Annotated in this window: 15 protein-coding genes and 1 tRNA gene; 6 read left to right on the forward strand and 10 right to left on the reverse strand. The window is 65.3% G+C overall.

The window, feature by feature from the left end:
• Positions 1 to 59: 59 nt before the first annotated feature.
• A complete protein-coding gene (locus BLR35_RS14715; protein WP_090383519.1) occupies positions 60 to 1,268 on the forward strand; it encodes an inorganic phosphate transporter in 1,209 nt (402 codons plus the stop codon).
• Between the two features lie 3 nt (positions 1,269 to 1,271).
• Here the strand turns inward: BLR35_RS14715 and BLR35_RS14720 are convergent, their stop codons facing one another.
• A complete protein-coding gene (locus tag BLR35_RS14720; RefSeq protein WP_090383522.1) occupies positions 1,272 to 1,499 on the reverse strand; it encodes a hypothetical protein in 228 nt (75 codons plus the stop codon).
• A 37-nt stretch (positions 1,500 to 1,536) separates the two neighbouring features.
• Positions 1,537 to 1,971: a universal stress protein gene (locus BLR35_RS14725; RefSeq protein WP_170831046.1), complete on the reverse strand. Its 435-nt coding sequence runs from the start codon at positions 1,969 to 1,971 to the stop codon at positions 1,537 to 1,539.
• A 191-nt stretch (positions 1,972 to 2,162) separates the two neighbouring features.
• Between BLR35_RS14725 and BLR35_RS14730 the strand changes: the two genes are divergently transcribed.
• The 4 genes from BLR35_RS14730 (at position 2,163) to BLR35_RS14745 (ending at position 7,532) form a co-directional block, all read left to right on the forward strand.
• Complete coding sequence (locus BLR35_RS14730) at positions 2,163 to 4,562, forward strand: ATP-dependent DNA helicase (RefSeq protein WP_090383524.1); 2,400 nt, start codon at positions 2,163 to 2,165, stop codon at positions 4,560 to 4,562.
• The gene (gene cgi121, locus BLR35_RS14735; protein WP_090383527.1) at positions 4,562 to 5,074 is read left to right on the forward strand and encodes a KEOPS complex subunit Cgi121; all 513 of its coding nucleotides are present in this window, start codon (positions 4,562 to 4,564) and stop codon (positions 5,072 to 5,074) included. Before BLR35_RS14730 ends, cgi121 begins: the two co-directional genes overlap by 1 nt.
• Before the next feature lie 132 nt (positions 5,075 to 5,206).
• Positions 5,207 to 6,376, forward strand: coding sequence for an LEA/WHy family protein (locus BLR35_RS14740; protein ID WP_090383529.1), 1,170 nt, complete (start codon positions 5,207 to 5,209; stop codon positions 6,374 to 6,376).
• 112 nt (positions 6,377 to 6,488) lie between these two features.
• Positions 6,489 to 7,532 carry an NAD(P)-dependent alcohol dehydrogenase gene (locus tag BLR35_RS14745; RefSeq protein ID WP_090383532.1) on the forward strand — a complete coding sequence of 348 codons (1,044 nt, stop codon included), beginning with the start codon at positions 6,489 to 6,491 and terminating at the stop codon, positions 7,530 to 7,532.
• Between the two features lie 9 nt (positions 7,533 to 7,541).
• Here BLR35_RS14745 and BLR35_RS14750 read toward each other — a convergent pair whose 3' ends face one another.
• The gene (locus BLR35_RS14750) at positions 7,542 to 8,123 is read right to left on the reverse strand and encodes a VIT1/CCC1 transporter family protein (protein WP_170831047.1); all 582 of its coding nucleotides are present in this window, start codon (positions 8,121 to 8,123) and stop codon (positions 7,542 to 7,544) included.
• A 2-nt stretch (positions 8,124 to 8,125) separates the two neighbouring features.
• Positions 8,126 to 8,410 (reverse strand): DUF211 domain-containing protein, encoded by a 285-nt coding sequence (locus tag BLR35_RS14755; RefSeq protein WP_090383536.1) that lies wholly within the window; start codon positions 8,408 to 8,410, stop codon positions 8,126 to 8,128.
• A gap of 83 nt (positions 8,411 to 8,493) precedes the next feature.
• Between BLR35_RS14755 and BLR35_RS14760 the strand changes: the two genes are divergently transcribed.
• On the forward strand, positions 8,494 to 9,828 hold the full coding sequence (locus BLR35_RS14760) for an oxidoreductase (protein WP_090383539.1): 1,335 nt from the start codon (positions 8,494 to 8,496) through the stop codon (positions 9,826 to 9,828).
• Positions 9,829 to 9,836: 8 nt separating this feature from the next.
• Here BLR35_RS14760 and BLR35_RS14765 read toward each other — a convergent pair whose 3' ends face one another.
• The 6 genes from BLR35_RS14765 to BLR35_RS14790 all read right to left on the reverse strand — a co-directional run bounded on the left by BLR35_RS14765 (position 9,837) and on the right by BLR35_RS14790 (position 12,904).
• Positions 9,837 to 10,574 carry a rhodanese-like domain-containing protein gene (locus BLR35_RS14765; RefSeq protein WP_090383542.1) on the reverse strand — a complete coding sequence of 246 codons (738 nt, stop codon included), beginning with the start codon at positions 10,572 to 10,574 and terminating at the stop codon, positions 9,837 to 9,839.
• Positions 10,575 to 10,716: 142 nt separating this feature from the next.
• A tRNA-Gln gene (locus BLR35_RS14770) sits at positions 10,717 to 10,789 on the reverse strand.
• 124 nt (positions 10,790 to 10,913) lie between these two features.
• Positions 10,914 to 11,312: a hypothetical protein gene (locus tag BLR35_RS14775; RefSeq protein WP_090383545.1), complete on the reverse strand. Its 399-nt coding sequence runs from the start codon at positions 11,310 to 11,312 to the stop codon at positions 10,914 to 10,916.
• Positions 11,313 to 11,367: 55 nt separating this feature from the next.
• Positions 11,368 to 11,793: a Fe-S cluster assembly sulfur transfer protein SufU gene (gene sufU / locus BLR35_RS14780; RefSeq protein ID WP_090383548.1), complete on the reverse strand. Its 426-nt coding sequence runs from the start codon at positions 11,791 to 11,793 to the stop codon at positions 11,368 to 11,370.
• A 153-nt stretch (positions 11,794 to 11,946) separates the two neighbouring features.
• Positions 11,947 to 12,189, reverse strand: coding sequence for a DUF8015 family protein (locus tag BLR35_RS14785; protein WP_090383552.1), 243 nt, complete (start codon positions 12,187 to 12,189; stop codon positions 11,947 to 11,949).
• A gap of 76 nt (positions 12,190 to 12,265) precedes the next feature.
• Entirely contained in the window at positions 12,266 to 12,904 is a 639-nt protein-coding gene (locus BLR35_RS14790) for an HD domain-containing protein (protein ID WP_090383554.1), read from the reverse strand.
• Between the last annotated feature and the right edge of the window lie 47 nt (positions 12,905 to 12,951).

Here is a 12,951-nt window from a genome sequence, read left to right on the forward strand (position 1 = left end):
GTCGGTCGCTGGGGAGCCGAAGGAACGTTTTTCAGACCGGTCGTAGAAACGAGAGACGGATGGTTTCGCTGTCGTTTGCCGTACTCGTTGGAACTGCGATCGTCACCTGTCTGTTCATGGCGTGGGTGCTCGGCGCGAACAGCAACTCGCCGCCCTTTGCACCCGCAATCGGGGCGAACGCCATCTCGACGATGCAGGCGGCGTTCGTCATCGGGATTCTCGCAGCCGCGGGCGCGCTGTTGCAGGGCGGAGCCATTTCGGAGACGGTCGGTGCTGACCTGATCGACGGCGTGGCGATCACGCCGCTTGCGGCCACAGCCGGACTGCTCACCGCAGCGGGGTACATGGCCGTCGGCATCTACACGCGGTATCCGATCCCCGCGGCGTTTGCGACGACGGGTGCGATGGTCGGCGTCGGCCTCTCACTCGGTGGCGACCCTGCCTTCGGGACCTACCAGCGACTCGGTACGTTCTGGGCGCTCGTTCCGGTCATGTCCGGCGGGCTGGCGTACACCACCGCCACGATCCTGCGTCGCGACGACGTACCCGAGTCGGTTGGCGTCCCACTGCTCGCCGGTATCGTCGGGGCTATCGTCGCGAACATCCGGTTGGGCGTCGTTCCCGATCCTGTCGCCGACCAGGGAAGCATCGCTCGCTTCGTCTCCCGGCAGTTCGGCGGCGGTCCGACGATCGTCGCCGACGTCGACCTCGGTACCGTCCTCGTGACGATCGCCGCTGGCGCGCTTGCGTTCTACTGGGTTCGAAAACGGGTGCTCGTCTCCGTCGAACAGGGGATCCGCTCGTTCCTGCTCGTCCTCGGCGGGATCGTCGCCTTTTCGTCCGGTGGCTCGCAGGTCGGACTCGCGACCGGCCCGCTCGAGAATCTCTTCCGGGTGGAACTCGGCCTCCCCGGGATCACACTGCTCGCGCTGGGTGCGACCGGCCTTCTCGCTGGCGCCTGGATGGCAGCGCCGCGGCTGTTGCAAGCGACCTCGAGGGAGTACGCCCAGCTCGGCGTGCGACGATCGATCGCGGCGCTCGTCCCCGGCTTCATCGTCGCACAGCTTGCGATCGCACTCGGGATCCCGATCTCGGTCAACAACATCATCCTCTCTGGGGTGATCGGCGGTGGGCTGGCGGCGGGCTCTGCTGGCGTCTCGAAACGAAAGATCGGATTCACCGTCACGTTCTGGCTGCTGACGCTCGGGAGTTCGATCGTCGTCGGCTACGGGCTCTACCAGGCGCTGGCGGCCGTCATCGGTGGCTAATGCTTACGACGCCGGGGTCGCCAGGTAGCTCCCGCCGACGGCGAGGATGCCGACGAAGACGCCGAACAGTCCGATCGGTGGCGAAATGAACGCGATTCCCGTACCGAAGACGAGCGCACCGATACCGATCCGCCAGACGATCGACTTCGGGTTGTATCCGCAGTGAGGACACTCGTAAACGTCTCGAGGAATCTCTTCCTCGCAGCGAGAGCAGACGTACGCCGGTTTCATCGTCGAGCGTGTCGCGTCGAATTCACCAAATAGTTCCTCATTCGAGGACGGTCACCGGTTCTGACGTTCGCTCGACGACCGTCGCTGCGATCCCTCGGCCGAGAAACCGACGCATGAACCCGCTCGTCTCTACCCCGTGACCGTACATGACGACGTGATCGATCTCCTCGTCGCTCGCATACTTCGGAACGGCATTGCCGGGACGTCCCTCGACGGTCTCGATCCGGACCCGATCCTCGACCGAAGTCTGGTCGACTGACGCAAGCAATTCCCTCGAGCGTCGTCGCGCCTGCGTCGACCGATCGTCGTCGCGCTCGAGAACGCCACCTTCGCTGAGCGGGGCATCCAGTGGTGTAACGACGGCGAGCAACGTGACGTCGGCGTCGGGGAACGTCTCGAGGGCGTAGGCAAGCGCCTCGTCTTCGTTGGGTCGGTCGAGTGTCGGGACGAGGACGTGGTCCGGATCGATCATGTGACCGGGTTCGGTCGCGACGCCTATCGATCTATTGCCACGCAGGAGCCAACCCGACCGTACGTACGACGATCCTGCCAGTCTCATCGACCGGTCGTTCGTCGACGCCGACCCGGCACATCTCCCCCGACCGCTCGAGCGATCGACCGGGAGACGACAGTTTAAACCACGGGACGCGCCAAACGCGAGTAATGAACGTCGAGGAGCTGTCGGGGCTCCCGCCCGGGGCGATCGAGCACTTCCGACAGGAGGGGATCGAGGAGCTCTACCCGCCACAGGCCGATGCGGTCGAGGCCGGCGCGACGGAGGGCGAGAACCTCGTCGCCGCGGTGCCGACCGCCAGCGGGAAGACGATGATCGCCGCCCTCTCGATGCTGTCGGCGATCGAACGCGGCGGGAAGGCACTCTACATCGTCCCCCTGCGAGCCCTGGCCAGCGAGAAGAAGGCCGAGTTCGAGGCCTACGAACAGTTCGGCGTCACGGTCGGCGTGACGACCGGCAACTACGAGTCGACCAGCGACTGGCTCGCCACGAAAGACATCGTCGTCGCGACCAGCGAGAAGGTCGACTCGCTCGTCCGAAACGGCGCGGACTGGCTCTCCGATCTCACCTGCGTCGTCAGCGACGAGGTCCACCTCATCGACGACCGAAACCGTGGGCCGACGCTCGAGGTGACGCTGGCCAAGCTCAACCAGCTCAATCCAAATCTCCAGACCGTCGCGCTGTCGGCGACGGTCGGCAACGCAGACGAAATCGCCGACTGGCTGGACGCCGAACTGATCGACACCGACTGGCGGCCGATCGACCTCAAGATGGGTGTCCACTACGGCAACGCCCTGAACTTCGACGACGGCTCGACCCGCGAGGTGGCCGTGCAGGGCTCGGAGAAACAGGAAGCCGCGCTCGTCCGCGACATCCTCCAGGAGGGCGGCTCCTCGCTCGTGTTCGTCAACTCCCGGAGAAACGCCGAGGCTGCGGCGGATCGGCTCGGCGGCGTCGCGACAAACGAACTGACCGCCGAAGAGCAGGCCGACCTCGCCGACCTCGCCGACGAGATCCGCGACGACAGCGACACCGAGACGAGCAAGGACCTCGCGGACTGCGTCGAACGCGGTTCCGCCTTCCACCACGCCGGCCTCTCGAGCACGCAGCGTTCGCTCGTCGAGGATGCCTTCCGCGACCGACTGCTGAAGGTGATCTCGGCGACGCCGACGCTCGCGGCCGGCGTCAACACGCCAGCCCGCCGGGTCGTCGTCCGCGACTGGCGGCGGTTCGATCCCACGGCCGGCGGGATGACGCCGCTGGACGTCCTCGAGATCCACCAGATGATGGGCCGTGCCGGCCGCCCGGGACTCGATCCCTATGGGGAGGCCGTCCTGGTCGCGAAGAACCACGACGAGAGCGAGGAGTTGTTCGACCGCTACGTCTGGGGAGATCCCGAACCAGTCCAGTCGAAGCTGGCGGCCGAACCTGCCCTCCGAACCCACGTACTCGCCACCATTGCCTCCGGGTTCGCCCGCACGCGAGAGGGACTGCTCGAGTTCCTCGAGGCGACCCTCTACGCGAGCCAGTCGAGCGAGTCGGGCCGACTCGAGGCCGTCACGGACGACGTGCTTTCGTACCTGGAGCGGAACGACTTCATCGAGCGCGAGCCGCCACGCGGCTCGAATCACTCGAGCGGGGTACCGCGAGAGCGCGAGGGTGGGGACGATGGGAGCGATGCCGAGGGCGCGTTCACCTCGGCCGCCGAACTCGCCGAGGGCGGCGAGGACGAGGAACTCGAGGCGACCAACCTCGGTCACACGGTCTCACGGCTCTACCTCGATCCGATGAGCGCGGCGGAAATCGTCCACGGCCTCGAGGACGCCGACGAGCGACCGACCGCGCTGGGGCTCTACCAGCTTATCTCGCGGACGCCGGACATGTACGAACTCTACTTGCGCTCCGGCGAGGACGAGGAGTTCGGCGAACTCTACTACGAACGCCAGGCCGAACTGCTGGGTGACGAGCCAAGCGAGTTCGAGGAAGAACGCTTCGAGGACTGGCTGGCCGCGCTGAAGACAGGGAAACTGCTCGAGGACTGGGCCGCCGAGGACGACGAGGAGCGGATCACCGAACGGTACAAGATCGGCCCCGGCGACCTGCAGGGGAAAGTCGACACCGCCGAGTGGCTGCTCGGTGCCGCCGAGTCGCTGGCCCGCGAGATCGACAGCGAGTGGACCGTCGCCGTCCGCGAGGCCCGCGCCCGCGTCGAGCACGGCGTCGGCGAGGAGCTACTGGAACTCGTCTCGGTCGGCGGCATCGGTCGCAAGCGCGCCCGGCGGCTCTACGACGCCGGCATCGAGGAGCCAGCCGACCTGCGGACCGCCGACAAGGGCGTCGTCCTGAGCGTTCTCAAGGGGAAGAAGACCGCGGAGAACGTCCTCGAGAACGCCGGCCGCGAAGATCCCTCGATGGACGGCGTCGAACCGGCGAGCGGGGACGCGACGGCCGACTCGAGCGACGACGCGGAAGAAGACCGATCGGCGGAGACGGCACATGCCGAGGAAGCCGACTCCGACGACAGCCAGTCCAGCCTGGGTGATTTCTGATGGAGCTACTCGAGTGCACTCTCACGATCGACGACCTAGATTCGTTCGTGACCGACCTCGGCGAGATCGGCGACGACCACGACGTGACGATTCAGGCGTTCGACGCCCGCTATGTCGCCGACCGGACCCACCTCGAGCGGGCCGTCGAATTCGCCGACAGAGCCATCGAGCGCGACGAGAACGTCGCCCGCGACCGGGCGGTCGAGATCCTGCTGTACGCGGCCGGCCGACGACAGATCGATCGGGCACTCGAGATGGGCGTCGGCGAAGGCGAGAACCGGGCCGTCGTGCTGGTCGACTCCGAAGACGGCGATCGGGACGCCGAACGGAACGCACTCGAGACCGTCTCGGAACTCGACGCTGTCCGGGAACAGACGTCCACGCTCGAGTCGGTCGACGAGGAACGGCTCTGTACGTTCTTCGATATCACCGACGCCGAACGGGAGGCGACCGACGCCACGCTCGGCGACCTAGTCGGCGAGCGGGTGGCGCTGCTCGAGGTCGAGAAGTAACTGGAACTGGTGAACTCGAGAGAACTCCATAACTGTTCTTCCCGTAACACGCTCAGAAACGTCGGTACGACGTTATTTTCGGTCGATCCGAACCCACCAAACATATGGTAGTTCGTCGCCAGAGGTTCGACGATGATCAGGAAGGTGTTCGCGCTCGTGGTCGTCCTCGGCGTCTGTACGACCGGCGCGCTCGGTGGGCTCTACGCCGTCGGCGCGGTCGGGATTCCCGACGCCGGCCTCGAGAACAACGCGTGGGGCGAGGTCGACGACGAGCGGATCGAAGTGGTGACGACAGTCTGGATCGACAACCCGAATCCGGGGATCGAACCCGACGATCTGTCGCTCGAGTACGATCTGGCGCTGAACGGCGTGCACCTGGCGTCGGGATCGGTCGACGAGGTCGCGGCTCCCTCGGGGAATACGACGACGGAGATACGGACTGACCTCCGGTACGGACAGCTGTCGGACTGGTGGGTCTCGCATATCGAAACCGACGAGGTGAGCACGCTCGAGGCCGACGTGACTACCCACGCCACGCTCGGACCGCTCTCGGGGTCGCCGTCCTACACTCACGAGGACGAAATCGAGACCGATCTCGAGCCGATGATCGAGGACGCACTGGCCGAGCAGGAAGGCGAGTACTCGCTGTCGCCGGTATCGACCGGGTCGGGCGTCCAGAGCGAGGTCCTCGAGCCGACCGTCGAGATTCGAGACACGAGTGCCGAGTGGGGCGAGGTCGACGACGAGGAGACCGAACTCTACCTGACCTACGAGGTGTACAACCCGAACGCCTATCCGCTGCCGACACCGGCATTGACCGGCGAGATGGAGTTCAACGACCGGATCGTCGCCGACTGGGACGCCCACGACGTCGAAGTGCTCGACGCAGCCAACGACGCGGCGATCCCGCCGCGCTCGAGTCGCGAGATCACGTTCGTCGCCACGCTTTCCAACGACGACGCCGTCGACTGGTTCGCGACTCACGTCGACAACGACGAGGTTACGGACGCCGAGTTCCGCGCGCAACTCGCGATGAGCGTCGCTGGCGAGACGGTGACGATTCCCGAGGATGGCGATGCCATCCGCTGTGAGTACGAGATGGCGACCGCCATCTTCGTCGACCAGGAAGCCGGGCTGACCGAGGAAGGCTGTGAGGTTCTCCCGTGGGCCACGCCCGAGGAGGGCGACCTCGAGGAGGTCGGCGCGGCGAACGACCCGGACGATGTCGAGTACGACGACTCCGACGAAGACGGTGCCGGCCTCGGAATCGTCGGGACCGAACTGGTTACCCTCTCCGGCTGAACTGTTTCTCCCGACTTCGGTTTCGGCACGCGACACCGCTTCGGGCGACACTCACGGAAATTGATAGCAGCCGAACGTTTTCGTCACCGACGGTGAAGGGCGGCCTGCTACCATGCAGGCAGCACGACTCCACGAGTACACCGACGAGATGGACGAGGCACTCGAGATCGACGAGATCGAGCGCCCGGAGATCGATCGATCGGACGGCGTCCTGGTCGACGTATCGGGCGCAGGCTGGTGCCAGACGGACAACCATATCGTCGAGGGGATGTGGGAAGAGTACGTCGAGCAGGACCTGCCGATGACGCTGGGCCACGAGAACGCCGGCACTGTCGCCGAGGTCGGCGACGAGGTCCAGCTAGTCGAGGAGGGCGACCCCGTCATCTGTCACCCTGTCCAGACCTGTGGCATCTGTCGCCCCTGTCGGCTCGGCGAGGAGATGTACTGCGAGAACCAGGAATTCAACGGGCTGACGACGGACGGCGGCTTCGCCGAGTACGTTCTGACGAACGAACGCGCGGTCATCCCGCTTCCCGATAGCATCGACCCGACCGAGATCGCACCGCATGCCGACGCAGGGATCACAGCCTACCACGCCGCAAAGAAGGCCACAGCGGATCTGAACCCCGGCGACACCTGCGTCGTGATCGGCATCGGCGGCCTCGGTCACATCGGCGTCCAATGCGTCGACGCGATGAGCGCCGCCGACATCGTCGCCGTCGACCTGAAAGCGGAGGCACTCGAGCTGGCAGCGGATCTCGGCGTCGGCCACACCGTCGACTCGAGCGAGGAGGACGTCGCCTCGGTCGTCGGGGACCTCACCGACGACGCGGGCGCCCAGCAGGTGCTCGACTTCGTCGGCCGCGACGAAACGACCGAGCTCGGGCCGGAGATCGTCGCACAGGGCGGCGACCACCACGTGATCGGCTACGGCGGGCACGTCCACGAGCCCTGCCAGACGCTGGTGTTCGGCGAGATGTCGTACCAGGGCGACCTCGTCGGCCAGTACACCGAACTCCAGGAACTGGTCGCGCTCGTCGAGCGCGGCGACGTCGAGTTACACACCGAGCGTCACGACCTGGGCGAGATCAACACGGTCGCGGAACGACTCGAGCACGGCGAGATCGAGGGACGAGCGGTCGTCACGCCGCCGTAATCTCCCCTCTCACCCCGGCAAGAAGATATTGATCACCGTCACGACGATCCCCGCGAGCCCCATCCGAACGGCGGCGACGTACCAGCGCTGTCTGGACAGCGTCGAGAGATAGATGCCGAACGTCGAGAGGATCGCGACCCCGACGGCGATCGACGCAGCGACCGCCTGGAACATCGTGAAGACGACGCCCTCGAGCGCGAGCGGCGACAGCGTCAGCAAGATGGCGAGGATCGGGCCGGACGCGCTCGCGGTGGCGTGGACGATCTGTGCGGCGCGGTTCTCCCGTTGGACGCGCGTGTCCTCGAGTTCGGTGAGCATCGCCTGTTCGATCCGTTCCTGTTTGGCCATCGCTTCGGCGCGTTCGATCTCCCAGACGCTCCAGACGCCGGACGTTCCCAATCCAACCGCTGCACCGAGACCGATGGCGATCGCAGTGAAACCGTCATCGATTCCCGAGAGGTAGGCACCGACGACGACGCCGATGCTGGTGAGCGTCCCGTCGAAGCCGTTCGCGACGAAGTATCGCCGGGAGATCGACCGGACGTCGTCTTTCTCGAGGACGCGCCGGATCCTGTCGAGACGGCTCGCCATCGTCAGTACCCGAGCAAGGGATCGTCGACTGTCCGTTCGCCGCAGGCGACCTGGTCGATCGAGTGGATCGACGCGCTCAGGTCCTGAATCTCCTCACGGACGGCCTCGAGGTCGAGGTCGTCGCCCTCGAGTGTCACCCGTAGCGTCTTGACAGTCTCGTCGACCTCGACGACCGTCGCAGTGGCCGCGTCGACACACTCGAGGTCACCCAGCTGGGTCGTGAAAGGAACGACGCCGGGATCGTGCGGTTTCAATACGTCGAGGACGAGTCGCGTGATCGGAGCCATACCCGTTCGAACGGCAGGCGGATTGAAAGGTCTACGGACGCCGGCGGCGGCACGCTCTTGTGCGATCCCGTGATAGCCCGGGTATGGCTACCCTCGAGGACACACTCGAGATCGGCGGCGTCGAGGTCCCGAACCGGCTCTACCGTGCGCCGTTGCTCGAGTGTGCGGGCAACGGCCCCGACGCGATCGAGACGCTGATCGAGGACCTGGAACCGGCCGCGGCGTCGGGCGTCGGCCTCATTTTTCAGGGTGCAACGATCGTTCGCGGTGACGGCGGCTGTGCCGCACCGGGGATGACCCGCGTCCACGACCCCGAGTTCGTCTCCGAACTCTCGGCGTTGACCGACCGGATCCACGACCACGGCGGTCGGATCTTCCTGCAACTCGAGCACGGCGGACTGCGGAGTATGGAGACCTGGCACGCCGAGTACCGCCGGCAACAGCCGGACCTCGAGCAACTCGCAGTCTCGGAGTTGCCCTGGCAGTTACGGCTCTTCGATCGACTCGGCTTCCTCTCGTACGACCCGCACGTCCTCTCGACGGCGGAAGTGTACGAACTCGCCGCGGATTTCGGCCGCTCGGCGGCGTACGCCGTCGACGCCGGTTACGACGGGATCCACATCTCCGGAGCGAACATGGGCATCGTCCAGCAGTTCCTCTCGCCGTTCTACAACCGCCGCGACGACGAGTTCGGCGGGAGCCCCGAAGCACGACTCGAGTTTCTCGCCGTCGTTCACGACGAGATCCGCGACCGGGCCGGCGACGTACCCCTGATCACGAAGGTACCCGCCGAGACCCCCGCACCGCCCGCTCCCGTCGTCCGGCGAAAGCTTTCGCTCGAGGACGGGGTCGAGATCGCTCGTCGACTCGAGAAGATCGGGTACGACGCCGTCGTCCCCGTTCAGGCGTCCGTCGTCTGGGACATGAGTATCGTCCGCGGCGAGTATCCGGAACGGGCGTGGAACAACGAGGCGCTTCGCGAGGAGTACGACGCAGCCTTCGGCGGATCGAACCGGAGGCGACTCGTCGCGCTCGGGAACTGGCTCGAGTCGCTGCAGTACGACTTCGAACCCGCCTGGAACGCCGAGTTCTGTCGACGAGTCCGGGAGGAGGTTTCGATCCCCGTGCTCGCCGAAGGCGGTATTCGAGAGCGCGAGCAGATGGATCGGCTACTGGGGCGCGACGCGAGCGAGACGGAGCCGGCCTGTGATATGGTCGGGATGGCCAGGCCGTTCTACGCCGAACCGCGTCTGGGCGCACGTCTGCTCGAGAGCGACGACGATACACGGGTTCTCTGTGAGAGCTGTAACAACTGTACCGTCCCGCAGGCGACCGGCGCACCGGGGATTTGCCGGACGCCCGACGTGTTGCAAAAGCGGGGCGAACTCGAGCGGGAAGGTGCCTACGATCGAGCGTAAGAGCGTATTCAGGCGGTGACGACGCCGTTCGTCGCCTCCTCGAGCGTCAACTCGCGGGTGTAGTCGGGCGCTTCTACCTCGAGTAGGGAGTCATCCTCGAGGCCGGCGAAGTGAAGGGTCAGTTCGTAGCTGCCGTCGGATTCGACGGCGCTGACCTCGCTGCGGTCTTCCTCGAGCGTCCGGACGTGGACGAACTCGCCGGCGTGCTCGGGATCGGTCCGGCCCTGGACGGTGTAGGCAGGGAGGTTCTGGCTGGCTTCGCTCCCCTCGACCGGGTGTCCCGACTCGACCCACGCCTGAAGGCCCTCGTCCAACGCGTAGACGTTCTCGTAGCCGTTCGCGATCAGCGTCGCGGCCCGCTGGCCGGCGAGCAGATGCGGACAGACGCAGTAGGTGACGATCAGGTCGTCCTCGGACCACTCCGCGACCGGGTCGTCCGCGCCGCCGTCGGGGGCACTGCTCAACACGGCGCCCGTGATTCGGACGTCTCGGTACTGATCCGACTCGCGCGTATCGACCATCCGTGCTTCCTGTCGGCGATACCAGTAGACGACGTCCTCGAGCGGGGCGAGTGGTACCTCGACACCGCCGAACGTCTCGGTGTCGTAGGCGGCGGTATCGATCTCGCGTTCCGGCGGGACGTCTTCGGGTTCGGGGCCGTAGCCGTCCGGAGCGTCGCCGCCGAGACAGCCAGCGAGGCCTGCGACCGCGAACGTTCCCGTTGCAAGAAACTGCCGTCGGTTCATCGACAACTCGTAGGAAGGGGAGGCCAATAGTGGTTCTGGTGAGCGAATTTCCCACGAGTAAACCGATAGTTGACCCCTTCGTTTCAGGTGGAAATCGAGAGACGGCACTGGGGAAGTCCTCGAGTCGAAATTGCGAGAGAAGTAGTCCATCCTGGATTCGAACCAGGGTCGAAGCCCCCAGAAGGCTTCAGGATTGGCCACTACCCCAATGGACTATGACTGCAGCCATTCGTAGTCGGCGTTCGTATTAGAGTGTTACGAACTCGTTGCACCGTGCGAGAATCGTACGAATGCCGAACCACTGACATTTTCAGTACGTTAGGCGGTCGTCGATAGCGATTATCGGCCCTCGAGTCGAGTGAGGGCCGCCTGGCGTTTCTCGACGACTGACTCGATCCGGTCTTTCTTGTCCTCGGGGTCCTCGAGCCCCTCGAGCCAGTACAGCGAGCTATAGAACGCCACGACGTCGCCGATCTCGTCCTCCGAGAGCAGTCCGAGGTCGTCGGCCGCGGACTCGTAGATCACGGGCGGTTCGACGCGTTCGGTCACCTGTTCGTAGCCGCCGTCATCGATCAGTTCGTCGACGTACTCGTAGGCTCGAAGCTCTTCGGCGAACGCCCGCCGGAGCCGACGGGTCGCATCACGCTCGCGTTTCCAGTAGAGCAGGTACGAGCCGGCGGCCGTGGCGATCGCGCCGATTATCGCCCCGAGGACGAATCCGACGGCGGTATCGACCATACGGGTTCCAGGCGAAACGGGCGGGTAAAGCTACGGCCGGCGGTGAAGAAGGAACTTAGTCTTCGGTCGTCGTCTTGTCGACCTCGAGTTCGCCGCGATAGATCTCCGCGCCGTCCTGGGCGACCTTCTCGGCGAGGACGGCACACTTGACCCGCATCGGCGAGATGTCGACGCCGAGCATGTCGATGATGTCGTCGCGGTCCATCTCGAGCAGTTCGTCGACGGTCTTGCCCTGCAGTTCCGTCGAGAGCATGCTCGCGCTGGCCTGGCTGATCGCACAGCCGTCGCCGGAGAACGCGACGCGTTCGATCCGCTCCTCGTCGCCCTCGTCCTCGAGGACGACGTCCATTCGAATCTCGTCACCACACATCGGGTTCTCGCCGATGTGGGTGAAGGTTGGATCCTCGAGTTTCCCGTAGTTGCGGGGGTTCTTGTAGTGGTCGAGGATCTGCTGTCGGTACATGTCCGAGCCCAGTCCCATCGTTACCTCCGAATAGACTGGTGAGTTGTAAAAGGGTTCCGGGGCTCCGGTGCTCACGGTATCGAAATCGGTTACGTCGGCTGGTGTACGGGAAAGTCGAGACGCAGTCGCACACCGCAGCGCGGAAACGGTTGGTGGTCGATGCCGCTACGTCTATCCCTGGTCGATCGGGGGATTGAGGTAGCAGGCGTCGACGATGACGAACACGCCGATGGTTGCGGCGACGAGCATCGCCTGGACCATCGACACGTTCGCCACGGTCGCGACGACCAGTGCAACCGCGAAAGCGACCGGGACGACTCCGAGCAGGAGGTCGTACCGGTCGGCCGCGGCGAGAACGTCGACCAGGGCGTCGAACGGGTCCCGTCGGGGACGGCCAATGAGTTTCTCGTACACGGGTTCTCACCTCGGCGTCGCCCACTAGGGGAAGGCAGCTAAAAAAATCCTCCGCCAGTTTGTAGTTGTTTTTCGATCACCGATCGCCAGCGACTTCCGCGTCGAACTGGGCGACGTACTCCCGAACGAACGCCGTGCGTTCGTCCGCGAGTTCCCGGCCGACGTCGGTGTACATTCGGTCCGCGAGTTGCAGGATCTTCTCGTGGATGTGGTCGTACTGGCTTTCGTCATCTGTACCGCCTGCTCCGATTTCGTCGGGAAGGACCGACGACCCGTGGATCGGCGACCCGATCTCACCACCGAACGAGAAGACGCGAGCGATCCCGACCGCACCGAGGGCGTCGAGGTTGTCCGCGTCCGAGAGCAGTTTCGCCTCGAGCGTCTCGGGTTCCGGGCCGGTCGAAAACCGGTGGGAACGAACGCAGTGTGTAACCTGTTCGACCGTCTCCGGCGACGCCTCGAGGTCCTCGAGGATCCGTTCGGCTTCCGCCGCCCCCCAGTCAGAGTGGTCGTCGATCTCGCCGCGATCCTCCTTCTCTCGACCGATATCGTGCAGAAGGACCGCGAGTCGTAGTATCTCTTCGTCGGCCGACTCCGGATGGCGCTCGAGCAACGTTTCGGCGAGTGACTCGACGCGCTGGACGTGACGCCAGTCGTGGGCCGGCGATGCCTCCTCGAAGTACGGGCGAGCACGGCGACGAGCCGCTGCGATCATAGCCCCGTCTTTCCGCGAAACGGGAATAAGCGATCCGATTCGTGTGG

It is taken from the genome of Natronobacterium texcoconense, assembly GCF_900104065.1.
Classification (GTDB): Archaea; Halobacteriota; Halobacteria; order Halobacteriales; family Natrialbaceae; genus Natronobacterium; species Natronobacterium texcoconense.

Excerpts from the sequence above, each read along its gene's own strand:
- BLR35_RS14715 (WP_090383519.1), top strand. The coding sequence starts at position 60 with ATGGTTTCGCTGTCGTTTGCCGTACTCGTTGGAACTGCGATCGTCACC.
- BLR35_RS14720 (WP_090383522.1), bottom strand. The coding sequence starts at position 1,499 with ATGAAACCGGCGTACGTCTGCTCTCGCTGCGAGGAAGAGATTCCTCGA.
- BLR35_RS14725 (WP_170831046.1), bottom strand. The coding sequence starts at position 1,971 with ATGATCGATCCGGACCACGTCCTCGTCCCGACACTCGACCGACCCAAC.
- BLR35_RS14730 (WP_090383524.1), top strand. The coding sequence starts at position 2,163 with ATGAACGTCGAGGAGCTGTCGGGGCTCCCGCCCGGGGCGATCGAGCAC.
- cgi121 (WP_090383527.1), top strand. The coding sequence starts at position 4,562 with ATGGAGCTACTCGAGTGCACTCTCACGATCGACGACCTAGATTCGTTC.
- BLR35_RS14740 (WP_090383529.1), top strand. The coding sequence starts at position 5,207 with ATGATCAGGAAGGTGTTCGCGCTCGTGGTCGTCCTCGGCGTCTGTACG.
- BLR35_RS14745 (WP_090383532.1), top strand. The coding sequence starts at position 6,489 with ATGCAGGCAGCACGACTCCACGAGTACACCGACGAGATGGACGAGGCA.
- BLR35_RS14750 (WP_170831047.1), bottom strand. The coding sequence starts at position 8,123 with ATGGCGAGCCGTCTCGACAGGATCCGGCGCGTCCTCGAGAAAGACGAC.
- BLR35_RS14755 (WP_090383536.1), bottom strand. The coding sequence starts at position 8,410 with ATGGCTCCGATCACGCGACTCGTCCTCGACGTATTGAAACCGCACGAT.
- BLR35_RS14760 (WP_090383539.1), top strand. The coding sequence starts at position 8,494 with ATGGCTACCCTCGAGGACACACTCGAGATCGGCGGCGTCGAGGTCCCG.
- BLR35_RS14765 (WP_090383542.1), bottom strand. The coding sequence starts at position 10,574 with ATGAACCGACGGCAGTTTCTTGCAACGGGAACGTTCGCGGTCGCAGGC.
- BLR35_RS14775 (WP_090383545.1), bottom strand. The coding sequence starts at position 11,312 with ATGGTCGATACCGCCGTCGGATTCGTCCTCGGGGCGATAATCGGCGCG.
- sufU (WP_090383548.1), bottom strand. The coding sequence starts at position 11,793 with ATGGGACTGGGCTCGGACATGTACCGACAGCAGATCCTCGACCACTAC.
- BLR35_RS14790 (WP_090383554.1), bottom strand. The coding sequence starts at position 12,904 with ATGATCGCAGCGGCTCGTCGCCGTGCTCGCCCGTACTTCGAGGAGGCA.